The sequence below is a fragment of the Waterburya agarophytonicola KI4 genome, from assembly GCF_020640915.1.
GTDB lineage: Bacteria > Cyanobacteriota > Cyanobacteriia > Cyanobacteriales > Xenococcaceae > Waterburya > Waterburya agarophytonicola.
This window is the reverse complement of sequence record NZ_JADWDC010000063.1, coordinates 1-25,580: the sequence shown is the minus strand read 5'-3', so window position 1 is coordinate 25,580 and position 25,580 is coordinate 1. Positions and strand designations below refer to the sequence as shown.

The 25,580-nt window shown below is 39.8% G+C and carries 21 protein-coding genes; 15 read left to right on the top strand and 6 right to left on the bottom strand.

Features of this window, described 5'->3' with window-relative positions; genetic code table 11:
* The first annotated feature begins 636 nt into the window (after positions 1–636).
* From I4641_RS18825 to I4641_RS18810, 4 genes are read left to right on the top strand one after another with little or no spacing between them, the layout of a single operon-like run.
* Entirely contained in the window at positions 637–2,895 is a 2,259-nt protein-coding gene (locus tag I4641_RS18825; RefSeq protein ID WP_229642126.1) for a DVUA0089 family protein, read from the top strand.
* A 42-nt stretch (positions 2,896–2,937) separates the two neighbouring features.
* A complete protein-coding gene (locus tag I4641_RS18820) occupies positions 2,938–4,470 on the top strand; it encodes an NAD(P)H-hydrate dehydratase (RefSeq protein WP_229642125.1) in 1,533 nt (510 codons plus the stop codon).
* Between the two features lie 6 nt (positions 4,471–4,476).
* A complete protein-coding gene (locus tag I4641_RS18815) occupies positions 4,477–5,973 on the top strand; it encodes an amidase (protein WP_229642124.1) in 1,497 nt (498 codons plus the stop codon).
* 2 nt (positions 5,974–5,975) lie between these two features.
* Positions 5,976–7,457, top strand: a complete 1,482-nt coding sequence (locus I4641_RS18810; RefSeq protein WP_229642123.1) for an amidase — start codon at positions 5,976–5,978, stop codon at positions 7,455–7,457.
* A 60-nt stretch (positions 7,458–7,517) separates the two neighbouring features.
* Here I4641_RS18810 and I4641_RS18805 read toward each other — a convergent pair whose 3' ends face one another.
* The gene (locus I4641_RS18805; RefSeq protein WP_229642122.1) at positions 7,518–9,545 is read right to left on the bottom strand and encodes an FAD-dependent oxidoreductase; all 2,028 of its coding nucleotides are present in this window, start codon (positions 9,543–9,545) and stop codon (positions 7,518–7,520) included.
* Positions 9,546–9,825: 280 nt separating this feature from the next.
* On the opposite strand from I4641_RS18805, the gene I4641_RS18800 reads away from it, so the two are divergent.
* The 3 genes from I4641_RS18800 to pstS all read left to right on the top strand — a co-directional run bounded on the left by I4641_RS18800 (position 9,826) and on the right by pstS (position 13,102).
* Positions 9,826–11,109 (top strand): M16 family metallopeptidase, encoded by a 1,284-nt coding sequence (locus I4641_RS18800; protein WP_229642121.1) that lies wholly within the window; start codon positions 9,826–9,828, stop codon positions 11,107–11,109.
* A gap of 98 nt (positions 11,110–11,207) precedes the next feature.
* Positions 11,208–11,825 (top strand): chromophore lyase CpcT/CpeT, encoded by a 618-nt coding sequence (locus I4641_RS18795; RefSeq protein WP_229642120.1) that lies wholly within the window; start codon positions 11,208–11,210, stop codon positions 11,823–11,825.
* 191 nt (positions 11,826–12,016) lie between these two features.
* A complete protein-coding gene (gene pstS, locus I4641_RS18790) occupies positions 12,017–13,102 on the top strand; it encodes a phosphate ABC transporter substrate-binding protein PstS (RefSeq protein WP_229642119.1) in 1,086 nt (361 codons plus the stop codon).
* Between the two features lie 154 nt (positions 13,103–13,256).
* Here the strand turns inward: pstS and I4641_RS18785 are convergent, their stop codons facing one another.
* A complete protein-coding gene (locus I4641_RS18785; RefSeq protein ID WP_229642118.1) occupies positions 13,257–14,354 on the bottom strand; it encodes a PIN/TRAM domain-containing protein in 1,098 nt (365 codons plus the stop codon).
* 336 nt (positions 14,355–14,690) lie between these two features.
* On the opposite strand from I4641_RS18785, the gene hemW reads away from it, so the two are divergent.
* Positions 14,691–15,905 (top strand): radical SAM family heme chaperone HemW, encoded by a 1,215-nt coding sequence (gene hemW / locus I4641_RS18780; protein ID WP_229642117.1) that lies wholly within the window; start codon positions 14,691–14,693, stop codon positions 15,903–15,905.
* A gap of 60 nt (positions 15,906–15,965) precedes the next feature.
* Entirely contained in the window at positions 15,966–16,466 is a 501-nt protein-coding gene (locus I4641_RS18775) for a hypothetical protein (protein ID WP_229642116.1), read from the top strand.
* A 136-nt stretch (positions 16,467–16,602) separates the two neighbouring features.
* Here I4641_RS18775 and I4641_RS24280 read toward each other — a convergent pair whose 3' ends face one another.
* Positions 16,603–16,920: a winged helix-turn-helix transcriptional regulator gene (locus I4641_RS24280; RefSeq protein ID WP_229642115.1), complete on the bottom strand. Its 318-nt coding sequence runs from the start codon at positions 16,918–16,920 to the stop codon at positions 16,603–16,605.
* 337 nt (positions 16,921–17,257) lie between these two features.
* Between I4641_RS24280 and glyS the strand changes: the two genes are divergently transcribed.
* Positions 17,258–19,402, top strand: coding sequence for a glycine--tRNA ligase subunit beta (gene glyS, locus I4641_RS18765; RefSeq protein WP_229642114.1), 2,145 nt, complete (start codon positions 17,258–17,260; stop codon positions 19,400–19,402).
* A gap of 23 nt (positions 19,403–19,425) precedes the next feature.
* A complete protein-coding gene (locus I4641_RS18760) occupies positions 19,426–19,608 on the top strand; it encodes a DUF8622 domain-containing protein (protein ID WP_229642113.1) in 183 nt (60 codons plus the stop codon).
* A 36-nt stretch (positions 19,609–19,644) separates the two neighbouring features.
* On the opposite strand, the gene I4641_RS18755 is transcribed toward I4641_RS18760, so the two are convergent.
* A complete protein-coding gene (locus I4641_RS18755) occupies positions 19,645–20,427 on the bottom strand; it encodes an RNA methyltransferase (RefSeq protein ID WP_229642112.1) in 783 nt (260 codons plus the stop codon).
* A 77-nt stretch (positions 20,428–20,504) separates the two neighbouring features.
* Here I4641_RS18755 and I4641_RS18750 point away from each other — a divergent pair, with 77 nt between their 5' ends.
* Together I4641_RS18750 and I4641_RS18745 are read left to right on the top strand one after the other, a co-directional pair.
* The gene (locus tag I4641_RS18750) at positions 20,505–20,666 is read left to right on the top strand and encodes a DUF2256 domain-containing protein (RefSeq protein ID WP_369426840.1); all 162 of its coding nucleotides are present in this window, start codon (positions 20,505–20,507) and stop codon (positions 20,664–20,666) included.
* 32 nt (positions 20,667–20,698) lie between these two features.
* The gene (locus I4641_RS18745; protein ID WP_229642110.1) at positions 20,699–21,649 is read left to right on the top strand and encodes an isoaspartyl peptidase/L-asparaginase; all 951 of its coding nucleotides are present in this window, start codon (positions 20,699–20,701) and stop codon (positions 21,647–21,649) included.
* Between the two features lie 84 nt (positions 21,650–21,733).
* On the opposite strand, the gene I4641_RS18740 is transcribed toward I4641_RS18745, so the two are convergent.
* Entirely contained in the window at positions 21,734–21,910 is a 177-nt protein-coding gene (locus tag I4641_RS18740) for a hypothetical protein (protein WP_229642109.1), read from the bottom strand.
* A gap of 230 nt (positions 21,911–22,140) precedes the next feature.
* Positions 22,141–23,139, bottom strand: coding sequence for a phosphoribulokinase (locus I4641_RS18735; RefSeq protein ID WP_229642108.1), 999 nt, complete (start codon positions 23,137–23,139; stop codon positions 22,141–22,143).
* A gap of 647 nt (positions 23,140–23,786) precedes the next feature.
* Between I4641_RS18735 and cpcD/petH the strand changes: the two genes are divergently transcribed.
* Both cpcD/petH and I4641_RS18725 read left to right on the top strand, forming a co-directional pair.
* Entirely contained in the window at positions 23,787–24,995 is a 1,209-nt protein-coding gene (gene cpcD/petH, locus I4641_RS18730; RefSeq protein ID WP_229642107.1) for a bifunctional rod-capping linker CpcD/ferredoxin--NADP reductase PetH, read from the top strand.
* 81 nt (positions 24,996–25,076) lie between these two features.
* Positions 25,077–25,580: DNA topology modulation protein (locus I4641_RS18725; protein WP_229642106.1), on the top strand; the 504-nt coding region annotated here is incomplete at its 3' end.

Genomic DNA, 25,580 nt, shown 5'->3' with positions numbered 1-25,580 from the left:
AAAAACTCTTAACTATCCCCAAGGGGGTAGTATGTCTATTACCCCTATTTAATGATTAGAGGGAAGGTTGATGAGCTTTTTGGAAAATAATCTGCACACAGTCAGATAATTTTTCGTTTATGACTTCCTGCCAATGGTCGATTTGGGCGAACAGGAATTTTTAAACATTTTTTAAAAGTGTTGTGGGGATTCTCTTACACTTACCTCGTGGAGTTCAAATGCATCGAGAAGTTGCATTGTTTTTGATCACATCAATAGAGGCAGTCGCAATTGTGTTTGCCTTTTATTATCTAGTTAAATGGTTATTCTTGAATCAGCACCGTAAGGCGTAGCATCAAATGTCATTATGGGGTGTTACTCTTTTTAATGAGACACTCCATAATGATGTATGAAAACAGGTGGGTGAAATTTACGGTGGCAAAAACTAGTTGTCGGACTGTTTAAGTAGTAAATAAAATGAGTAATAAGTATTTATTCACTCATTATTTCTTCAGGTTTTTATCTAGTTTTAGATCTCAGTAGAGGAGACGATCGCCCGTACAAAAATAAGCCAAAATTAGAGTCTAGAAATATAATTAAATCCTCACAATCATAAATTTAGCTCGATCTACTTATATTCAGACGAATTTTTATCTCATGGAACTAGAACCTAATAATATAATTACTGAAGCGATCGCAACTAATGTAAGTTCGACTCTCGAACAAACCCTTACTGTCAGTGGTAGTGTTGATTTATTATCAGATGTCGATCTCTATAAATTTCAATTAGATCGAGGACAAGGAATCACCCTCGATATTGATACGGTAAATGCCGATAATGACAGGGCTAACTTTGACTCCTATCTGCGGGTATTCGATGGCAATGGCAATCAATTAGCATTTAATGACGATTTTTCTTTAGAATCAGAGGATTTTAGCGTAGATTCTTATATTGGTTTTATTGCCAACGAAACGGGGGAATATTACGTCGGGGTGAGTAGTATTGCCAATACTATTTACAATCCCGTCAATGGAGATAGTCCAGATCTGTTGCGCAATAGTTTTATCCCTGGAGACTACAATCTCAGTTTTAATCTAGTTGAAGTTATTGCTGATGAAGATGTTGACAATACCATTAGTGAAGCGATCGCCATCAATATCGATGATAGTGGTAGCAGCTTAACCGATAGTGCGATCGAATTGGAATCTGATGCGGATATCTTTAAAGTAGAATTAGCCCAAGGTGAAGGAATTAAGTTGCGGGTTAATGCTAAAGCGATCGATTCGGAACTCGACTCCTATTTGCGTGTCTTCGATGGGGATGGTAATGAAGTAGCTTTTGATGATAATAGTCTCAATAATCCTGGTGCAGATGCCAGCGACATTACTACAGATTCTACTATTGATTTTGCACCCCCGACCCCTGGAGAATACTTTATTGGGGTAAGTAGTGCGGGCAATTTTGATTACGATCCAATCAATGGAGATACCAACATCAATTTATCTCCCAATAACGGCTTTAGTAGGGGAGATTATCAACTCCAAGCAGATATAGTCGAAGTTGTTCCCGATGAAGATCCAGATAATACTATCGCCGAGGCAATTGATAGCGAAATAAGTTCTTCGGAAGAAAGAAAGGGAGTTTTTGCAGGAACAATAGATCCAGAACTCGATGTAGATATCTTTCAAGTGCAGCTAGATGAAGGAGATGGGATATATCTAGATCTAGATGCAGCAATCTTAGATTCGGAATTAAATTCTTTCTTGCGGATATTTGACTTTGAGGGCAACGAGTTAACCTTTGATGATAATGACGATACCAACTTTACAGGAGATTTAAACCTCGATTCGGCGATCGCTTTTGCCCCCTCTGCCCCTGGAGAATATTTTATTGGCGTAAGTGCTTCGGGTAATTTTGACTACGATGCGGTTAATGGGCGAACCAATTTTTCCAGTAATGTAACTAGTCCCTTCAGTACTATAGGCAACTACGAGCTAAAAATTGATCTAGCTAATATTATTGCCGACGAAGATACCGATAATACTATCTCCGAAGCTATTGAGAGTAATGTTAGTTCGACGGGAGAAACTAGCGCGGTATTAACTCAAGCCATAGATGCAGCATCGGATGTCGATCTTTATCAATTTCAGTTGGATGCAGGAGAGGGCATCGCACTGAATATAAATGCAGCAGCCCAAGAGTCGGATTTAGATTCATATCTACGCTTATTTGACTTTGAAGGAAACGAATTAGCTTTTGATGACGACGACGATCGCAATATCGAGGCAGATGATACCACTGCCGACTCTCTGCTTAATTTTGTTGCCGAGACTTCAGGAGAATACTATATTGGGGTGAGCAGCGAAGGAAATACTACCTACGATCCAATTAACGGTAGTACTAACTTTTCCAATACTTCTGGCTTTAGTACGGGGAATTACGAACTAAGTTTTGATATATCTCCCGTTATCCCCGATGAAGATTCTGATAATACGATCTCCGAAGCTATTAATACGGGAATTACTTCTGTCGGAAAGCGATCGACTACAATCGATGATGCGATCGCTTCTACTTCAGATGTAGACATCTATCAATTCAAATTGAATCAAGGAGATACAATTACCCTAGATATCGATGCAGCAATACAAGAATCAGATTTAGATAGCGTGTTGCGGTTATTTGATAGTTCGGGTAGCGAAATTGCCAATAATGATGATGGTATGGCTGACGATGAAACTTCTAGTACCGATTCTTTAATTGATTTTACCGCCGAAGTTGATGGAGAATATTATTTGGGAGTCAGCAGCTTTGCTAATTTTGAATATGATCCGATTAATGGTAGTACTAACTTTAGTAACGATCTAGGTACGAGTTTGGGCGATTACAATTTAACTATTAGTATTGCCGAAATTTGATGTTATCAAAGCTAATAGCTAATAGCTAATGGCTGCCAAAAAATGAAAAATATAGTCGAAACCATTATCGTCTCTGCATCCCAAATGCAGCAAATAGAAGAACAAATCTTCGCTGCGGGAATGCCTGTCTCTGCCCTGATGGAAAAAGCAGCTAGGCTTTGTAGCGATCGCATTCAGGATTTATACCCCCAGTCTGCTTTTACTTCTGTCGGCATTTTAGTTGGTCCAGGACATAATGGTGGAGATGCTTTAGTAGTCGCTCGCGAGCTATATCTAGCAGGATATAAGGTCAAAGTTTTTCGCCCTTTTTTCAAACTCAAATCTCTGACGACAAACCACTCTAATTATGCGACGAGTTTGGGGATTAATTTTTATGATGAGATCGAACCCTTACAAAAATGTCAGTTATTGATTGATGGTTTATTTGGCTTTGGTTTGACTCGCGAGTTACCCCCCAACATAGTGGAAGTAGTTAATTCAATCAATAATTGGTCCCAACCTGTAGTTAGTATCGATCTTCCTTCAGGAATACATACCGATACGGGGGAAGCTCTCGGTGGGGCAATTAAAGCTAGCCATACTCTCTGTTTGGGTTTATGGAAACAAGCTTTTTTTCAAGATGTTGCTTTGGCATATTTGGGCAAAAGCGAGCGCGTAGATTTTGGTATTTTGCCCCATCAAATTTGGTCTGTTTTAACTAAACCAGCACCAGTCAAAAAGATGGATCGAGAAATTGCTCTCAAGCTACTTCCTTTACCTCGTCCATCAGTCACTCACAAATACAGCCAGGGACATCTGTTGTTAATCTGTGGCTCTCTACGCTATGCAGGAGCAGCAATTTTAACCGCCTTAGGTGCTAGGGCTAGTGGAGTAGGAATGTTGTCCGTAGCCGTGCCAGAGTCCCTGAAAACGATGATGGTGAGCCAAATACCAGAAGCTCTAATTATTGAATGTCCCGAAAATAAAGAAGGCGCGATCGCTTCATTACCTTTTTCTCAAACCAACTTAAATCAATTTCAAGTGATCGCTTGTGGTTGTGGTATTACTAAAGATGCCAAATCTATAGTAGAAAAAGTACTCTCCGTCGAATGTCCTCTAATTCTGGATGCAGATGCTTTAAACATTTTATCCGAACAAGATGTCATAGAAGTCTTAGCTCAAAGAGAATTTCCCACTGTCTTAACTCCCCATGAAGGAGAATTTAAGCGTCTTTTTCCCGAAATTGTTAATGATACCTTAGATCGCTTAACTCGATTGCAAACCGCAGCCCAACAAAGTAATTCGATTATATTATTAAAAGGAGCGAGAACGGCGATCGCCAACGAAACAGGATTAACTTGGCTGATTCCTGAAAGTACCCCCGCCCTAGCAAGAGGTGGTAGCGGGGATGTTTTAACGGGTTTGATGGGTGGTTTGATCGCCCAAACCAAAGATAAAAAGTTATTAGATATAGTCGCTGGCGCTGCTTTTTGGCACGCGCGATCGGGAATTTTGGCAGCAAAAGAGCGTACTGAATTAGGAGTGGATGCAACTACCCTAGCTGAATATATTCAATTGGCAATAATTAGCACTTAATTTTAGATGAATATAGTATTTGCGACAGCGAGCCAATTAGCTCAAATGATTCGGGAACAAGAAATTTCTTCAGTAGAAGTCGTCAATGCTTATCTCGAACAGATTGAAAAATATAACAATAAAATAAATGCGATCGCAACATTGAATCGAGATAAAGCTCTAACCAGAGCAATTGAAGCTGACGCAGCCATAGCTAGAGGAGAAAATTGGGGAGCTTTACACGGCGTACCCATCACCCTCAAAGATACTTTTGAAACGGCAGAATTGCTAACTACCGCAGGTTACAAACCCCTTAAAGATCGCATCCCCGATCGAGATGCAACCGTTGTCTCCCGTTTGCGCCAAGGTGGAGCAATTATTTTAGGTAAAAGTAATCTTGCCGAAATGGCAAGCGATTTTCAAAGTACTAACGATCTTTTTGGGCGGGTTAATAATCCCTGGAACTTAGATTGTACTGCTGGTGGTAGTTCTGGTGGTAGTGCAGCAGCTATAGCTGCGGGTTTTTCCGCTTTAGATTTGGGCAATGATTGTTCGGGTTCGACTCGTCAACCAGCCCATTTTTGTGGGGTATATGCCTTAAAACCAACGGAACGTCGTTTGTCTACCGCAGGACACATTCCCGAAGCACCAGGAATGCCTAAATGTATCCGCCAGCTAATGACAGTAGGTTCTTTTGCGCGATCAATTGAAGATCTAAGACTGTGTTTATCTCTGACTGCTGGTACAGATCCCCGACAGCCAGACGTTCCACCCGTTCCCTTAGATATAGCAGGGAATAAGAAATTATCAGATCTAACAATAGCAGTCTCAGATAGTTGGGCTAAAATGCCTCCGAGTTTGGAAATTCGACAAGCAATTAATTTAGCGGTAGATAAACTCAAGCCAGTATGTGCAAGTATAGAAAATTGGACATCTCCAACATTGGATCTGCAATCGGCATTTCAGGTTTGTAATCAGCTAACAGCATTGAATTTTGTCTATTCTCAACCAGCAGATTTTGATGCTAGCAAAAAAAACTTACCTGCCATGTTTCGCGAAGCAACCCAGGGAGATAAAGAATTAAGAGATTTAAACAATTTCAGTCATTTTTTACCCACCTTATTGAACCCGAACTTAAAACAATATTTTGAAATCCTAACTCGACGCGATCGCTTTATCGCTCAAATGGATGAAGCCCTAGCAAAAGTTGATGTCTGGCTGTGTCCCGTTGCGATGACTTTGGCATTTAGCCATCGCCCCAAAGGTGAAGCGATCAAGATAGCAGGGCGAAAAGTTCCTTATTTTTTAGCTAATGGCGGTTACACCATGCTATTCAACCTTACAGGACATCCTGTCGTTGTAATTCCCATCGGACAAAGCAAAACTGGATTGCCTATTGGCGTCCAAATTGTGGGAAAAAGATGGCAAGAAATGGCATTGCTAGCGATCGCAGAAGAGATAGATAAAGTAGTGGGCAATTTTTACAATCCTTGCTTAGAAACAACATTATCAAATAACTCTTAAATATGAATATAGTATTCGCGACAGCGAGTCAATTGGCTCAAATGATTCGGGAACAAGAAATTTCCTCAGTAGAAGTCGTCAATGCTTATCACGAACAGATTGAAAAATATAACAATAAGATAAATGCTGTCATTACTTTAGACACAGACAAGGCAAAACAAAAAGCCATTGAGGCTGACGCAGCCATAGCTAGAGGAGAAAATTGGGGAGCTTTACACGGCGTACCCGTCACCATTAAAGATACATTAGCCACAGAAGGCATACGAACTACTGCGGGCTATCCACCTTTAAAAGATTATGTACCCCTACAAGATGCTACTACTGTGGCAAGATTGAGAGCAGCAGGAGCAATTATTATTGGCAAAACCAATCTGCCAAAACTAGCAATAGACTATCAAAGCAACAATCCTCTCTTCGGACGCACCAATAATCCTTGGGGTTTAGATTATACTCCTGGGGGGAGTAGTGGAGGATCTGCAAGTGCAGTTGCTGCGGGATTTTCTGCTTTAGACTTGGGCAGTGATTTTGGGGGTTCTATTCGTCTCCCCGCCCATTATTGCGGAGTTTATGGATTTATGCCCACAGATGGGAGAGTTGCTACTACAGGACACATTCCACCCCTCCCAGGACAACCCAAATATGTCCGTACAATGCTGAGAGTTGGTGCTTTAGCTCGTTCTGTAGCAGATCTAGAGCTATGTTTGTCTTTAATTGCAGGGGCAGATAATAGACAGCCAGAAATACCCCCTGTAGCTTTAGATAAGCCAGCAAACAAGCAACTATCCGAACTGAGAATCGCTTGGACGTATGGTTATGATTTCCTGCCCATAAGTCAAGATACACGGTTATGTATTCAAGATTTAATCAATCGTCTGACTGATGCAGGTGTCAATCTAACTCAATCTCAACCCATTGATATCACCTGGTCGCAAATTTTGACTAACTACGGTATTTTGTCATTTTTTGAACTGTTTGCCTCAACTCTTTCTATTAAGGATATTTTCAGGGGATTGCAGTTTGCTCTGACCAATGAATTCTTAACTCAAACCCAAACCAATTATAGTAGTCCTTTTCGTCGAAAAACTAGTCGAGCTTTTCCCCCCAGCCTGGCAAAATACAAAGCTATTTTGAACGATCGCGATCGCGCCATAGTAGAAATGGATTGCTTTATCGATCCTTGGGATGCTTGGATTTGTCCCGTCTCCCTTTCTCCTGCTTTTCCTCACTGCAATCTAGGTCAACCAATTGAAGTCGATGGTGTTAAATTTCCCTATCTTTTAGCTTGCGGCGGTTATACAATGCCGTTAAATTTTACGGGAAATCCTGTAGTCGTCATTCCCATCGGTAAAACTGAATTCGGATTGCCTATTGGAGTACAAATAGTCGGAAAAAGATGGCAGGATTTGGGAATATTAGCGATCGCCAATCAAATTAGTCAAGTAGTTCGTACTTGGGACATCCAGACTTACGAATCAAAGCTTTGACGGTTTTGTTTAGAATCAATTTACTTAATATACGGGCAAACGACAGTTTGCCCCTTCTTCTTACTGCCAATCCTCCCAATCCTGATTAAAGATAGAAGTGTCGGGAAAGGCGGTGGGGTTGCCACTCTTATCTAACTTGTCTTTTAAGATCTTTAACTCTTTTTCGTGAATAAAAGCTTCATCTACCAACTGATAGGGCATAACTCCTTCTTCCAAACCAAAGACTGCTGTAATTCCCGCAGCAGCACCAGAAGACCATTCAAAAGAATGAACTCGATAAGCAGCAGCAGCAATATGACTGGTAGCAATACTTTTTCCCGCCACAATTAAATTATCAATTTCTTGGGGAATCATCGCTCTTAAAGGAATTTGGAAGGGATAAGCCTGTCCACCTCCCTGACGCTCTCCTTTTCGCTCCGTATTGCCTGCTTTCTCCGCTGGGCTTTCGTTCATACAGGGATGAAAATCGATCGCATAATGACCCACTCCCACAGAATCGGGATAAATAGTCGAACGAGTCCGTCTCTTAATCTTTTCAATAGCCATATTTCTATTGCTCAAAGCTTCCCTACCATCTACCCCTTTCCAAAGTTGACGATAGGTAGTGGAATCGAGATTTTCGCTGTAGTGTTCGTTCCGATAGTCAGCCCGCGAAATATCTATTTCCGTAATAGTAAAACCTTGGGAATAGCCTGGATACGTGCGACCAATAATTCGTCTACCTTCTCTAATATAGGGATATTTAGATAAACCATGAGCCGTACCCATAGGAGAATCCAATCCTGTCAGCAGACGATGATTGGGGTAGGGTTTTTTGACTCCATCTCCCAACTGAGAATCGGTTGTTCCCCGCACCAGCCAATAAAAATAACCCAAAGCATGGTCTTCTCCGCGACGCAGGGTTTTAGCTCGCAATCCCCCTGACCATCCCCCTGGTTTGAGTTGACCCAATTCTTCTAATTGTTTGCGAGTGTAAACCAAATTATCTTGAGACGTACCAGGACGATAATCATTACCCCAAGTCCAATTCTGCATTGAAATATCACCAGGGGTGGGTGCCGTGAATTCAATTCCTCGAAACTTTTCTAAATCTCCTTGTTGAGGACTCCAAATACGACGATAAGTAAAAACCAAATTAAAGTCTGCCAGTCTTTCTAATTCATAGCTATAGTAGTTTTGATGGCGATCGTAAAAAGTAGGAATCTCGTGTTCTTGAGCATCTTCCATCGCTTCCATAGCAAAGGTATAAGTAAACCCTTGAGTGCAATAAGGATCTCCTTCTACGCTCGATGAAGAAGGTTCGGAAGAAGAAAGAGGGTCGACCCCCAAACGATAGGGAACATCTGCCAGACCGACAATTTCTCCTGTTTCTGTGGCTTCGATGACATACCAATCTGCTGCTTCTTTAGAGGTAGATGCGGGGACAAAACGAATTATCTCTTTACTAAATTTGGCAGAGTCTTCGTAATTATAGGCATCTTCAATAGTGCTGGATAAAGGCAGGGTATTAAGAGGTAAATATTTACTTTTAGGGGTATGTTGAATCCCTACCGCACTCTGTATCTGCTTCCCCGTTCCTTCTCCTGCCATGGTTTCAATAGATAAATCTTTAACTACCGTGGCGGGAAACCATTTAAGCGTACCTTTTCCCTTCATCTCGGCTGCTTTTAATTGCTGCCACATCACCTTATGAGCATCTTTGGGTAAAAAGCAAGATTCGCTTACCCAACAGTCTCCTGGGTTTAATTCTTGATAATATGCTTCAATGCGCTCTCTAAATTCCAAGTAACCCCGAGGAAAAAAAAGCTTAGAGCGTTGGGTAGTTCTTTCATCTAGAGCAGAAGTACCTTGAGAAGAAATTTGTCCCCCAACCCAATCGGTAATTTCAGTCATGCAAACGGTTTTTCCTGCTAAGAGAGCCTCATAACTAGCAGCAACTCCCGATAAACCGCCACCAATGACCAATAGCTCGCATTCGACCGTGCGTTCGATTGTAGGTGGGGATATTGCTTGAGCTGATAATCCTGAATCCCAGATAAATAAACCTAAAGAGATTGAAGCTAGCGATTTTATCCAATCTAATGACACTTTCTACCCCCTGATATATGCAAGTTCAATTAATATAGTTCCCAACTCAACAATTTTTTTGCAGTTTTTCAATTTTATTGATTTACTGTGTGTGGTTTGAACCTGATTTATCGTAAACGTTTAATCTCGATTATGGTCGGGTTAATGGGAGTCAGGAAAATGAAATAATTTAATTAGCGATTGCGATCGTTTTCTATCTTCCTTTTTTTTATTGGATAATAAAGACTAAAATGACTATAAGTTTTCCCTATCTTTTATATAGCTGCATATATTTAATTTAATGACTTCAATTCTGACCAAACAGCCCAAACTCAACGCCCCAAATATATGTAAGCTAGATAATGGTTTAACTATTATTGCCGAACAAATGCCCGTTGATGCGGTCAATCTAAATGTGTGGATTAATGTGGGTTCTGCCAAAGAAAGCGATGAAATTAATGGCATGGCACATTTTTTAGAGCATATGGTGTTCAAAGGTACGCCGAATCTAGAGATTGGTGAATTCGAGCAATTAATTGAAGAACGAGGTGCAGTAACCAATGCTGCTACCAGTCAAGATTATACCCATTACTATATTACGACTGCTCCCAAAGACTTTGCCGAACTAGCACCCCTACAATTAGATGTAGTTCTCAATCCCAGTCTAGAAAATGAGGCTTTTGAACGAGAAAAACTAGTAGTCTTAGAAGAAATTCGTCGCTCCGAAGATAGTCCTCGTCGCCGTACTTTTTATCGTTCGATGGAAACCTGCTATGAAACTCTTCCCTATCGTCGCCCCGTATTAGGTCCTGCAACGGTAATTGAAAGTTTGCGATCGCAACAAATGCGAGATTTTCACGGCGCGTGGTATCAACCCCAGTCCATGACCGCAGCAGTAGTGGGTAATTTGCCCGTAGAAGAGTTGGTTGACATTGTTACTCAAGCATTCGATAGTCATTATAGTTTGGGTCAAGAATATCAAAAAAACACAACTCCTTCTGTCAACCCAGAAAAGCCTTTTAATGAAATTGTTCGTCATGAATATACCGACGAAAGTCTCCAACAGTCGAGGCTAGTTATGGTTTGGCGCGTCCCAGGAATGAAAGATATCGATGAGACTTATGCCTTAGATGTCCTAGCCGTTATTTTAGGACAGGGTAAGGTATCTCGTTTGTTTAGAGAATTGCGAGAAGAAAAAGGTTTAGTCAATCAAATTGGTGTCAGCAATATGACCCAAACTCATCAAGGTGTATTTTATATTTCTGCTGCTTTACCCGCCGAAAACATTGAAGAAGTAGAACAAGCAATTTCCGATCAAATTAAAAATATTCAAGTTGAACCTATAGCAACAAAAGATATCGACCGTATTCGGACTCAAGTAGCCAATCGATTTATCTTTGCCAACGAACGTCCCAGCGATCGCGCAAATCTATACGGTTACTATTATTCTCAGCTTCAAGACCTCGCCCCTGCTTTAAACTATTCTCAACATATTCAATCCGTGTCTGCTCGGGATTTACAAAAAGCCGCCCAAAAATATCTCAATCCAGAAGCATATGGAGTTGTAGTGATGAAACCCGCTTGATAATTGAATTTTTCCAAGCGATCGTCATATACTTCGATTATGGCGATCGATAATACTTAATATGTCGATTACTCCTTTTTATAGTCTAATGCAATAATATGACTTTTTCTCCCCCATTGATTGCTCTAGCTAACTATTTAGCTGGGGAATTCGATAACAAAAGCCAGGCTTTATCACAGCCAGCTTGGTACGTTCATTTGAGGCTTTGGATACGCCCCGTACCTATTTTTAGAGAAGATAGTATTACTTTATTCGCCGAACAAGCTAATGTTATCAACCTCGATTTACCCTATCGTCCGAGAATTTTACGTCTGAGACAAAGAGAAACTATCGAAGTAGAATTCTATATGTTTGAAGATCTAGCTACTGCTCAAGGGGCGGGACAAAATAAAGATTTAATCTCCCAAATAACTCCTGACAAAATAAAATTTTTACCCGACTGCACTCTCAGGGTGGCTACCCAAGAATTAGTCTTGGGTAAATATTCTTTTGAGACAACTCCCATCACCGAAAAACCCTGTAGCGTTACTTATCAGGGAATAACCTTTCAAGTTTTTCTGGGCTTTAAAGCTAATGCGGATGAATTACTAACTTACGATAAAGGCATCGATCCTAAGACGGGAAAAGGAACTTGGGGTGCATTAATGGGGGCGTATCAATTTAATAAACGTCAAGATTTCTCTGAAGAGTTAAATGAAGAAAACCGTAATAGCTAAGAGGCAATGATAACTCTTAGTTAACTTCTTGTTAACCTTTTCTTTATCTATAAGTAATGGAAACAAGGTAAATTAATGTAGCAATGGGAACAAAAAGCGTATATTTTTCCGCTCATTTTCATCGCAAAATTAATTTCCAGATTGCTAAAAGGTCTGAATATTAAGCAGTTAACAACAAGATAATATATATTATGATTTCTACAGTTTCTCTTAGAAGAAAAATATGGATTGCACCAATGCTTGCTATATCCTTAAGTCTTACAGCTTGTGGTGCCACTGAGACAGGCACAGAATCTGCTGGATCTGCTGGTGATGGTGGCGGTGGAAAGTCTGTATCTTTAACAGGTGCTGGAGCTAGTTTTCCCGCTCCATTGTATCAAAGATGGTTTAGTGAATACAATAAGCAAAATCCTAACGTTAGGGTATCTTATCAATCTGTAGGTAGTGGTGCGGGAGTCGAACAGTTTACTCAAGGTACTGTAGATTTTGGTGCTAGTGATGTGGCAATGACGGATGAGGAAATTGCTGCGGTAGAGCGTGGAGTAGCTTTGTTGCCGATGACTGCGGGAAGTATTGTTCTTGCTTACAACTTGCCCGATGTTCCTGAATTAAAATTATCTCGTCAAGCTTATGTAGATATTTTATTGGGTAAAATCACTAAATGGAACGATCCGGCGATCGCATCTTTAAACCCAGATGCTAAATTACCCGATAGCCAAATCACAGTAGTTTATCGTTCTGACGGTAGTGGTACGACAGGCGTGTTCACCAAGCACCTCAGCGCAATCAATCCTGAATGGCAAGAGAAAGTTGGGGAGGGAAAAACTGTAGAATGGCCTACAGGACTTGGTGCAAAAGGAAATGAAGGTGTTACGGCTCAAATTCTGCAAACTGAAGGTTCCCTAGGTTATATTGAGTACGGTTATGCCAAACAGCAAGATATTCCTTCTGCTACTTTAGAAAACAAAGCAGGAAATTATATTGCTCCTTCTGGTGAATCTGCTTCTAATGCACTCGCAGCAGCAACGTTACCCGAAAACCTCCGTGCTTTTGTCAGCGATCCTGAAGGAGATGAATCCTATCCTATTGTCACTTATACCTGGATTTTGGCTTACGGCACATATGACAATCCCGATAAATTGGAAGCATTTAAAAACGTCATAAACTGGTCATTGACTGACGGACAGGCTTTCGCTGAGGAATTGGGTTATATTCCTCTACCCGAGAATGTAGTACAAAAAGTTCAAGGTAAGCTAGATACAATTGAAGCCAAATAAATTTAAACAAATTACTGTTGTTTTTCAGTAATACTCAAAAAAAGCGATCGCCTAATAAAAAAGCGATAGAAATTGCTCAAAAACATTAATATAAAATGTTATAAAAAAAGGCGATCGCTTTATTAAATCAATTAAGGTCTTAACTCAACTGACATCAAGTAATAACATTAGAATAGCTTTCAGACTCTGACTGAGGCTTGGCGAAGATCATTCTTCCAGCAGAAGTTTGCAAAGAGGAGGTAACTACCACCTGAAGTTCTCCCCCCACACTATCGCTTCCTTCTTCTACCACCACCATAGTGCCATCTTCTAGGTAGCCAATTCCCTGTTCGGGTTCTTTACCCTGTTTGAGTATTTTAAGCTCTAAATTGTCCCCAGGAAGATAGATAGGACGCAACGAACGAGCCAGATCGTTAATGTTAAGTATCTGAACCTTTTGTAGGTTAGCAACTTTACTCAAGTTGTAGTCATTAGTAAGCAAAGTTCCGCTAATCTCTTGAGTTAGCCTTACCAGTTTTGCATCGACGGTTTCAATGTCTTCATAATCTGCTTTATTGATCACAATGCGATCGGGATATTCTTCCTGCATTTGATTGAGAATGTCTAATCCTCTTCTACCACGAATTCTTTTTTGGGAATTGCTAGCATCAGCTAAATTTTGCAATTCTTGGAGAACAAACTGAGGGATTAAAACCTGTCCTTCCAAAAAGCCAGTCTTTAGTAACTCTTCAACTCTGCCATCAATAATACAGCTAGTATCGAGTACCTTCGTCGGCATTGCTTCGAGAGTACCTTCGGCAACTAACATTGATTCGATACTACTAGGATTGATTAACCGCAGAAAAGTACGCCCGTGAGTATCAGCCAAACCAATACCTAAATAGGAAAACATCACACTAGCTAAAACTGCGACAGTAGGTTTGAAAAAGCTCAACTCTTTGGGAATAGGCAAGAGGAACATCGGTGCTAACATCAAGTTTGCTACCAATAAACCCATTACCAAGCCGATCGCTCTAGTAATGATAATCTCTATTTTGGTATTGCGAATTTGGATTTCTAAACGGCGATAGGTAGTCTGTACTGCCACCCCAATCCCCAAACCAATAATAGTGGCGAACCCCGCAATGACAAAGCGTAAGGCTTCAATATTAGATACTCCTTCCAAGATGTCAGGAGGAAGCAACTGCAAACTATCAAAACCGATGTTTACTGCTGCAATGATACATATGATAATTATGATGGCATCAACCATTGTTTTAGTTGAGAATTATGATAAAGGATATATTTCTTCTTTACTTTAATAAATTATTGGACAATAGTGTAGAAAAACTAGGTAGTTCTTAAGATCGAGCGAAATTATTTTAGATAGCAAAAGATCGTTATAATTTCTTTGTATCAAGGGTTTCATTCGATAAAAATACTGTCAAAGTAATTTTTTAAAATTGTACTTAATACAATTTTTAAATGCTAAACAATTCAGTAATAATTGATAATATATCTTTAACTAAGTGTGATTTTTTCAAGATATCTTATCGAAGAATCGTATTATTTATAGATAGAAGATATAAGATTTTATTATATATTTATTTTGATAATTAATTCTCAAGCAATTTTTCCTACAGCAGCTTATATTCACATTCCTTTTTGTCGTCGCCGTTGTTATTACTGTGATTTTCCCATTTCTGTAGTGGGAGATAAAGGTGGAAAATCAGCATCCTTTATGGTAGAAGAATACATTGCAGCCTTGATTGAGGATATTCAACTAACACCTTCAATTAATCAACCAGTCAAAACAATCTTCTTTGGCGGAGGGACACCTTCTTTGTTATCTCCTGCTGAATTATCAAACATAATAAATGCGATCGCTTTGCAATTCGGTATCGCTACAGGTGCGGAAATTTCCCTGGAAATCGATCCAGGGACTTTCGATCGCGATCGCCTTAAAGGATATTTGGATGCAGGATTAAATCGCTTTAGTTTGGGGGTGCAAAGCTTCGATCCAGAATTACTCAAAATATGCGGGCGATCTCATACATTGGATGATGTGACAGAAGCGGTCAATATTATCCAACAGCTAAATGTAGATAACTTTAGCTTAGATCTTATTTCAGGCTTACCTCATCAGAGTTTAGAACACTGTCAGACATCTTTAGAAAAAGCGATCGCTATATCTCCTAAGCATCTATCTTGTTACGATCTCGTACTCGAACCCGTCACCGCATTTGGCAAACAATATCAGCCAGGAGAAACCCCCTTACCTAATGATGACGATACAGCAGAAATGTATCGCTTAACGCAACAAACTTTAACCGCTGCGGGATACCAGCACTACGAAGTGTCTAATTATGCCCAACCAGGCTATCAATGTCGGCACAATCGCGTTTATTGGGAAAATAAACCTTACTATGGTTTTGGTATGGGTGCAGCCAGTTATGTAAACAATCAAAGATTTACTCGCCCCCGCACTCGTCGGGAATACTATAAATGGATAGAAGCAGGTGCAATTATCGATGCGCCAGAAATGACTGCAAGCGATCGCTTATTGGAAACCTTGATGTTGGGTTTTCGTTTGGCTGAAGGGATAGATACGGCACAGTTTGAGCCAGATACATTACAGAAAATTTGGTCGTGTTTGCAGCCTTATCATCGTCAAGGATGGATTGAATTAATAGATGGCGATCGCCAGTTAATTAAGTCTGATGAGATTGATTTATCCTCAATTCAAAAAATACACCTCAACGATCCTGAAGGGTTTCTTTTCTCTAATACTATTCTGGCAACCTTGTTTGAAAAATTAGAATAAGTTTTAAATATACTGTATTTGCTTCGCCCATAAAACAAAACCGTAATTATGGTGCAGTTTATGAATAAAAAACCGATTAATCTAATCAAAATTTCACCATATCTTCTGTATGGAACCCCTGTAATCAATCTCGAACAGGGTTACACGGAGGTAGGAAAAGAGCGTTTTTTGGCGATCGCTTTAGAAAAAAGCAAGGCTGCAAAAGATTGGGAAGACACAGATTGTTTCAAGATAATCATTGTAGTTCAAGGTGCCGATCGTAACTACTACATATCTGAAATAGAGCATCCAGCCGATATTCTTGCACCAAAATACGTTAATGACGACATGAGAATTTGGTGGGTGGAAGAGAATGCAGAATCAAAAGATAGACTATTCGTTAACATGATTAGCAATCTTTATGCCCTAAATGATTCTCGTAGCCAATACACATTAACTATCAACGATAAACCCTATCAGTTTTGCGAAAAGTACATTATCTACAAAATGTCAGCAAGCTATGAAATTTGGGATGGCAAAGTAACGATAGATGGTATCAACGTGACATTAGAATCAAATTAGACTTTTTTACTGTTATCAACCGCGATCGCTCTGTTACTTCCAGCCCTGAAATTAAGTACAACTCCGTATTTAGAACAAAAAGCCAATTGGGTTAAAAAAAGTAGAGTGATTTTAGCTCAATTCGATAGTGAGTCGATTATCGTTGTGGGGGAAAATTGTAGCAAACAGCGCGATTTTTTTTCTTAGATGACAAAACTAATAAATCTTCTTCTGCTAGTTTTTTTAAATAAGTTCTGGCAGTATTCAAACTTATACCTAAATTATCTGCTATCTGTTGTGCCGTAAATTCTTTACCTGGATGTTTTACTGCATCTTTGAGAATTTCTAAGTGTCCTCGTTTTAGCTTTTGGGCAACAGAACTTCGATCGATCCATTCTATAAAATTAGCTAATTCTTGCTTTTTCTTATTGATATGACTTTCTAATGCTGCGATCGCTTTTACTATTACTTCCACTTGGTTATAAATAAAGTAAGCTAGTTGGAATGAGGGTCAATAAACTTGATAAAGATTGAGGTTTCCTGATTCTTGCCACAACATGCTCCTTTTAAAACTCAAATTTTATTTTTTGAGTTTTAAGTTAAAGTAAACAAACAATTGAACTGTAAAACGCAAAATTAAAAGCCTTTAAAAATTAAAAGCGATCGCCCTACAACATCGCCAATAATCCATTGCAAAATCTTTTTTGGTGGGTAATAAATGCTTGTTCTCAATCGCTGATAAAATTCTTTTTCTTGCCCGCCCTACAACTGTTATCCTGATTAAACGATATGGCAATCAGTAAATCTTTTTTATGGCTAATTTTTTACTCGAAGTAGGTACAGAGGAACTACCAGCAGACTTTGTAAGTAGTGCGATCGCGCAATGGAAAACCAAAGTTTCTGCAAGTTTATCAGAAGAGTTTTTGACCCCCGCAACCATTGAATATTATGGGACTCCTCGCCGTTTAGCCATCTTAATTAAAGATATTCCCAGCCAGCAGTCAGATCGGGAAGAAGAGGTAAAAGGTCCTCCTGTAAGGGCAGCCTATAAAGACGGACAGCCTACCAAAGCAGCAGAAGGTTTTGTTCGCAAACAGGGTGTTAGTTTAGATGATATTGAAATTCGTGATACTCCTAAGGGTGAATTTCTCTTTATTCAAAAGAAAATCAAAGGTCGCAGCACTACTGAGATTTTACAAGAATTATGTCTTCAATGGATTACGGGTCTGGAAGGCAAACGCTTTATGCGTTGGGGTGATGGCGATTTACGTTTTCCTCGTCCCATTCGTTGGTTAGTGGCTTTGTGGGATGGAGAAGTATTACCCCTAGAGTTGGTTAATGGATCGGAAACTATCAAAAGCGATCGCATTACGAACGGACATCGGGTATTGCATCCCGATACAGTTACTCTCAACCAGGCTACAGACTATGTAGAGGAAATGCGATCGGCATCGGTAGAAGTTGATTCGATCGCTAGAAAAGAAAAGATTATCGCCGAAATTATAGCAGAGGCAGAGGAATTAGGTGGTAAAGCAGAAATATATCCCGATCTGCTCGAAGAAGTCATCGATCTGGTGGAATATCCCACTGCCGTTATAGGGAAGTTTGAAGAGGAATTTTTAAAGCTACCTACCGAAGTAATTACGACGGTAATGGTCAGCCATCAGCGTTACTTCCCCGTTCATCAAGAGGGTGGTGATAATAGTCTATTGCCTAACTTTATCACTATTTCTAATGGCGATCCTCAGAAAAAGGATGTCATAGCCGAAGGAAATGGCAGGGTAATTCGTGCCAGACTGGCAGATGCTCAATTCTTTTATCAAGCGGATTGTGACGAGCATTTAGATACTTATCTTCCAGAATTAGAAAACGTTACTTTCCAAGAAAAATTAGGCTCAATGCGGGATAAAGTCGATCGCATTATCGACACAGCAAAAATCATTGCCGAACAGCTAAATGCTACGGAAGAACAGCATAATGAGATTGAAAGTACTGCTTTATTGTGTAAAGCCGATCTCGTTACTCAAATGGTATACGAATTTCCTGAATTACAGGGAGTGATGGGAGAAAAGTACGCAGTAGTGAGTGGCGAGTCTCCTACCGTAGCCAAGGGAATCTTTGAACACTATTTACCCAGAGGTGCAGACGATGCTATGCCCAGTACCCTCAATGGTAGAGTCGTCGGTATCAGCGATCGCTTGGATACTTTAGTTGGTATTTTTGGGATTGGCATGATTCCCAGTGGATCGTCAGATCCCTTTGCTTTGCGTCGTGCTGCTAATGGCATCGTTAATATTACTTGGGATGCAGATTTAGATATCAACTTGAATGAATTGTTAGAACAAGGTGCAGCAGATTTTGTATCCGCCCATTCCGATGAAGAATCTCCTTTAGTAGCCTTACAAGAGTTTTTCTTACAACGGATTCGCACTCTCTTACAAGACGAGAAAAATATCGATTATGACTTGGTGAATGCCATCTTGGGAGATGATGATGCAGAATATACAGAGAGAGCCTTAGAAGATTTATTGGATGCCCGCGATCGCGCTCTATTTCTGCAAGAAATCCGCGACAACGGCAAGTTAAATGAGATTTATGAAACAATTAACCGATCTGCTCGTTTAGCAACCAAAGGAGACTTGGATACAGAAGCATTAGATCCTCAAGAGTATATTAATCCCGAACTGTTTGAAGAGTCTTCAGAACAAGAATTTTATGATGGTTTAGTGGAATTACTACCCCAAACAGAAGCCTCTCAAGAACAACGTAACTACCAATTATTAGTCGATGGATTAAGTAAAATTGCCCCTGTAGTTAGTAACTTCTTTGACGGAGAAAATAGCGTTTTGGTGATGGCAGAAAATCCCGATGTTAAACAAAATCGCTTGAATCTCTTGGGTTTACTACGGAATCACGCCAGGGTTTTGGCAGATTTTGGCGCGATCGTTAAAGGATAAGTAAAATTGAATTTAATTATAATGTGGCTCAATCAAAATCAAAACTTTGCGATCGCTGTAATAATTTAGCAGATATTCGCTACCGTATTAAATATCAAGAACAAAAAACTTGGGTCATGGTATGCCCTGAATGTTGGTCGCAAGTTAGTCAGAACAACCCCTATTATCGCTATGGAGGTACGTGGAAAGCAAAGCCAAGAAAATGACAAGTCTCCAAGTCTCCAAGTCTCCAAGTCTCCAAGTCAGTCAGACTTAGGATTACCACCTTGTTTAATTGCCCAACGAACCTGTCGTAATATTCCTCTCAACATTGCGACTTCTTCTGGTTGGAGGTTGGCTTTATTATACAAGCGGCGAAACTTTTCCATTTTCACGGGTACGGTATGGGGATATAGATAGCCAATTTCTAACAACACTTCTTCTAGATGTTGATAGTATCCCTCCAACACATCTATCGGGGCATTAGTCGGGATAGATTCCTCTCTCAATGTAGGCTGTGATACAACAGTTTGGGCTGGATTGTCGCTCATTTTCAACCAGGCTTGGTAAAGCTCATAACTACAGATAGCTACTGCTTGGGCTAGGTTTAAAGAAGGATAATCGGGATTGGATTGAACGCAAACAAACTTTTGAGCGTATTTTAGTTCATCATTACTCAAACCCCGATCCTCTGCCCCAAAAATCAGCGCAGATTCAATATTAGGAGTCAACAACCAAGGAAGTGCTGCGGGGGGTGCTTCTAAGTTTATCGGTACGCTGCGAGAACGAACGGTTGTTGCGATCGCTTTCCGACATCCTGCAAGTGCTTCGGGCAAACTGCTTGCTACTACAGCATTGTCCAAAACATCCACCGCGTGTACTGCCATAATCCTAGCGGATTCATCGCGAATATCGCATCTAGGGTTAACCAATACTAAGCGAGTTAATCCCATATTCTTCATCACTCGCGCGATCGATCCCACGTTTAACGCTCCCGCAGGTTCGACTAAGACAATTCTAATATTAGCTAGTATATTTTCACTCATCTGAATAAACTATCAAATTATAGGGAATAATAAAAATAAATCATCATTCCTTGTTCCTCTTGCCTTTTCCTCAAAATATGGCTCGTCAGCGTAAAAAATCCGATCTACCTACCAAAATATGTATTGTATGCGATCGCCCTTTTACTTGGCGCAAAAAGTGGTCAAAGTGCTGGGATGACGTAAAATACTGTTCGGATCGCTGTCGTCGTCGCAAACAGTCAGCTAACACCAATTCTTAATTAATACTCGATCTCAACCTATTACCAAAACTATGTCTAGCAATACAATACAACCCAAATTAATTATTCATGGTGGTGCGGGAGGACACCTCAAAAGCGAGAAAGGCGAAACCGTTGTCCGCGAAGCACTCCATTCCATTATTCGAGAAGTTTATACCATACTTACTTCTGGGGGTACTGCTGTTGATGCCGTAATTAAAGGATGTCAATTACTCGAAGATCGACCAACTTTTAATGCGGGTACTGGTTCTGTACTACAATCTGACGGACAGATCCGCATGAGTGCTGCTTTGATGGATGGCTCTAGGCAACGCTTTAGTGGCATAATAAATGTCTCTCGCGTCCAACATCCTATCGAATTAGTCCAGTTCCTCCAGGGAGAAGAAGATCGCGTACTATCCGATTATGGCGCGCAGGAATTACTACGAGAATTGAACGTTCCTATTTACGATCCTTTGGTAGATATTCGCCTCCAAGAATGGATACAAGAGCGAGATGGAAACTTCAATAAAGATATGGCGGGAGTTGTAGCAGAGCAAGAATTAGTCCACGAACCCCGCAAAGGTACTATAGGAGTAGTAGCTCTCGACTGCAACGGTAAAATTGCTGCGGGTACATCTACTGGGGGCAAAGGTTTAGAAAGAATTGGTCGAGTGAGCGACTCGGCAATGCCCGCAGGTAACTATGCAGACGCTTCTGCGGGGGTAAGCTGTACGGGGATAGGGGAGGACATCATGGAAGAATGTCTGGCTGCTAAAGTGGCGATTCGCGTTACTGATGGAATGTCTTTAGTGGAGGCGATGACAAAATCAATGACAGAATCTCGCAGTCGTGGTCGAGATCTGGGGGCAATTGCGATCGCATCTGATGGCACAATTGCTTGGGGTAAAACTAGCGAAGTTATCTTGGCTGCTTACCACGACGGGCAAGAGATTGGCGATACTATTAATTGGGATAATGATGAATTAATCGGCTCTAAGTAAATTTGTTTTCTATTAAAGAAGGCGATCGCTTTTCTGTAATATTTATCTTCCGATCTGGAAATTTTATCAACATAACATAGTTTTCTAATTATTGGAATTATGAGTAAATGATAGAAAAGCGATCTTTACTTCTTTTGACTTGAGAATATTAAAATCTTTTGACCCTTTAAGATTGTCAAATTCATCTGTTCCAATCAACTCTAAACCATTCGCAACAAATTCAGAGACTGCTGTATCTACACTACTAGTTATTGAAGACATAATTTAGAAGTTTTTACTAAATCTACAACTTCTTTTATATTATATTTATAATTAGTTTTAACAGCGTGGTTGTACAAGACGAACTAAATTCCCCGTATCTCACGTTCAAACTAAATGCCGTTACCGATCCAAATGTTAAATTAACAGCAAAAAGCCGCGAATACTAAAATTAGATTCCTCGCGACTTTAAAAATATATTTATTAGATTTTATTTAATCTTATTGCAAGACCTATACGTTGACTGTTGCTGCTGTAGTAGCCATTAACTTTTCGTAAGTTTCGCGCATTTTCAAACCAACAAGTACTTGGAATAAACCAGTTCCATTGTTAGAACCAGGATAATCTTTGTGCTTGAGTAACAGTTCGGTCATTTCACCGTAGTGATCTGTACCAGTATTGCTTAAATGGCTTTCAATGTAGATCATTTCTTCAAGATTATCGAATTGACCGTCTACTTCCAAGATAGACACTTCGTTGTTATAGAAAGCGTCTGGTCCATAGTACATTTTAATACCAGGATAAGCACAAGTAAGTTTACGCCCACAAGGTCTCCAATCGATAGTAGAACCTTCATCAAACAGATATACAGTATCGAAGTTTTCGACACCTTCTTTCTGAATTAAACGAACTCTGAGTAGTTCGCTGTCTTTGTCTGCTACCAACTGAGTCGGTAACACTTGGATTACAACATCAGCAAATTCTCTTTGTACTTCAATATAAGCTTTGAAATCAGGTTCGCGAGCTTTGATAGAAGCAAGAATATCTTCGTAAGTATGACCGCGTTCTGCCATATCGCGCTGAATTTTCCACTGAATTTTAACTTCGTCGCTAATATCCAAATAAACGCTGAAATCTACCAGTTCGCGGACTCTTTCGTCGTATAGAGGATGCAATCCTTCAATCACAACTACCTTATTAGGTTCAATTCTTTCTGGAGGATCTAATTCCCCAGTCTCGTGATTATAAATAGGTTTGTCGATCGCATTACCTTCTTTGAGGGACTTGATTTGTTCGTACATCAAGTCGAAGTTATTTGCTTTAGGATTCAAAGCTGTAACACCTGCTGCTTTTCTGCCTTTGCGATCGAGACTATGATAGTCATCAAGACAAATTACAGTCATAAACTCTTCGCCAAACAAGTCGGTCAAACGACGAAGAAATGTTGATTTACCACATCCGGAGTCCCCTGCTACTCCGATAAGTACCACTCGGTCTAAATCGGCGGTCATAAAATTCCTCTTCTACAAAAACTAAATATTTAACCCGTAATTATTAAGCAAGTCTAAGAAGTTTACCTAGATAGTGTTTTCGTCTACTTTGCCTGTATCCTATAAGAACGTTAAATATAACCTCTCAGTACCACAGTAATATACACGAAGATAGATTTTGGTTAAGACTACCCAAAACTGAGATCCGCAATATTTCGGGAAATTGCTTTGAGCTAACTTGCTTCTTAGATCGATTAATCAAGTATTAAATGCTAACTACTAACATTGAAGAATCTTACCAGAAGCTAACCACCTCTACAAGAGAAAACATACCAACACCTGCGATTGAAATTGCATAAATTAATAGCTGTTTTGTCATTCCACAGTTTTAAAAAATAGTAAAAATGAATTAAAAACTACAGACTATGGTAGCTCTAGAAATGTAGGGTAGTAAAGAATACCCAACTACTGATCCTATATTACAGTCAATTTATTTTTGACTCGCGAATCAAAAATAAACTCTCAATGATAGTCTATTAATACAATGCAAACACCATAAAATACTGTTTTAATTTCCTAGTTCGGCAAAACGATGGATCGCGAAATAGGTTCGGTTATGTAAAGTATTTAATAGTCTAAATTTAAGTTGGGAGAAGAAAATTCGCGTAATGTATAACTCTAGTGCAGCATTTTCTAGCAGCAATACACAATATAAAAACCGCTTGTTTGTTTATGAAGTAGAAGGTCTATCTTCAGATAGCAACGGCAATAGTTTTAATGTACCAATTCGCAATAGCGGTACTGTGTTTATCACTGTCCCCTACAGTCGAATGAATCAAGAGATGCGACGCATCAATAATTTGGGTGGAAAAGTAATTAGTATTCAACCCGTTGGTAATGATGTACCAGCGCAAACCAGTCAGCCTGCACCTCAGCAGAAAGCTGCATCCAATAATAAAAAATCTATGACTCAAGCAGAACCAAAAAAAGCGAAGAAAAAAGTTCCCGTTAATATTTATCGTCCTAAAAATCCTTACGTTGGTAAATGTACTGAAATTTACGATTTAGTAGCTGAAGGTGGAGTTGGTACTTGTCGTCACATGACATTCGATCTCTCTGGTGGAGATTTACACTATGTAGAAGGTCAAAGTATTGGTATTATTCCTCCTGGAGAAGATGAAAAAGGAAAACCTCACAAATTGAGATTATATTCCATCGCCTCTACTCGTCACGGAGATAACTTAGAAGATACAACTGTTTCTTTGTGCGTTCGTAAATTAGAATACGAAGATCCTGAAACAGGCGAACAAGTTGAAGGTGTTTGTTCTAGCTTCCTCTGTAATCTAAACCCTGGTGATGATGTCTCTATTACTGGTCCTGTGGGTAAAGAGATGCTATTGCCCGATGATGAAGATGCCAACGTCATTATGATTGCTACAGGAACGGGTATTGCTCCCTTCCGTGCTTATTTATGGCGTATGTTCTTAGAAGGAGATAAAAACCCCGATTACAACTATACAGGTAAAGCTTGGTTGTTCTTCGGTATTCCCAAAACCGCAAACATCCTCTACAAAGACCAGTTAGAAGAGATGGTTAGCAAAAACGATAACTTCCGCATGGACTATGCTATCAGTCGGGAACAGCAAAACCCAGAAGGTGGAAGAATGTACATTCAACACAGAATTGCAGAACACGCTGACGAACTTTGGGAAATGATGCAGAACCCCAAAACCCATACTTATATCTGTGGTTTAAAAGGCATGGAAGGAGGCATTGATGAAGCTCTAAGCGCAGCAGCAGCTAAACATGATGTTAACTGGGATGAATACCGCAAAGCAATGAAGAAAGAACATCGCTGGCATGTTGAAACATATTAATTATCTAATAGCTATTAGCTTTGATTAGATATTGCGATCGCTGTTTAATTAAATAGCGGTCGCTTTTTTGATTATTTTAAGATGCAACGAATAGCCATTATTGGTTCTTGCGGTGCGGGTAAATCTACTTTATCGGTAACATTAGCTAAGAAACTAAACTTACCAGTAATTCATTTGGATAGTTATTACTGGCAACCTGGATGGCAAGAAAGTAATAGCGATCGCTGGCAAGAAATACATCAAAAGTTAATTGAAGGCGATCGCTGGATTATCGATGGTAATTACGGTGGTACGATGGAACTTCGTTTGAGTGCAGCCGACACGATTATTTGGCTGGATTTTAATCGTTATCTCTGTCTGTGGCGTGTAGTCAAAAGATATTTACAATACGCTGGTAAAACTAGACCCGATATGGCAAAGGGATGTCCCGAACAATTTAATTGGGAATTTTTACGCTATGTTTGGCATTTTCCTGAGATGCACCGTTGTAAAATTGTCGAGCGACTGGATAATTTTTCTAGCAATAAGCGAATTAAGTACTTAGGCAAAATTAATTACACTAAGAATGAGTGTGTTATTAGTGGG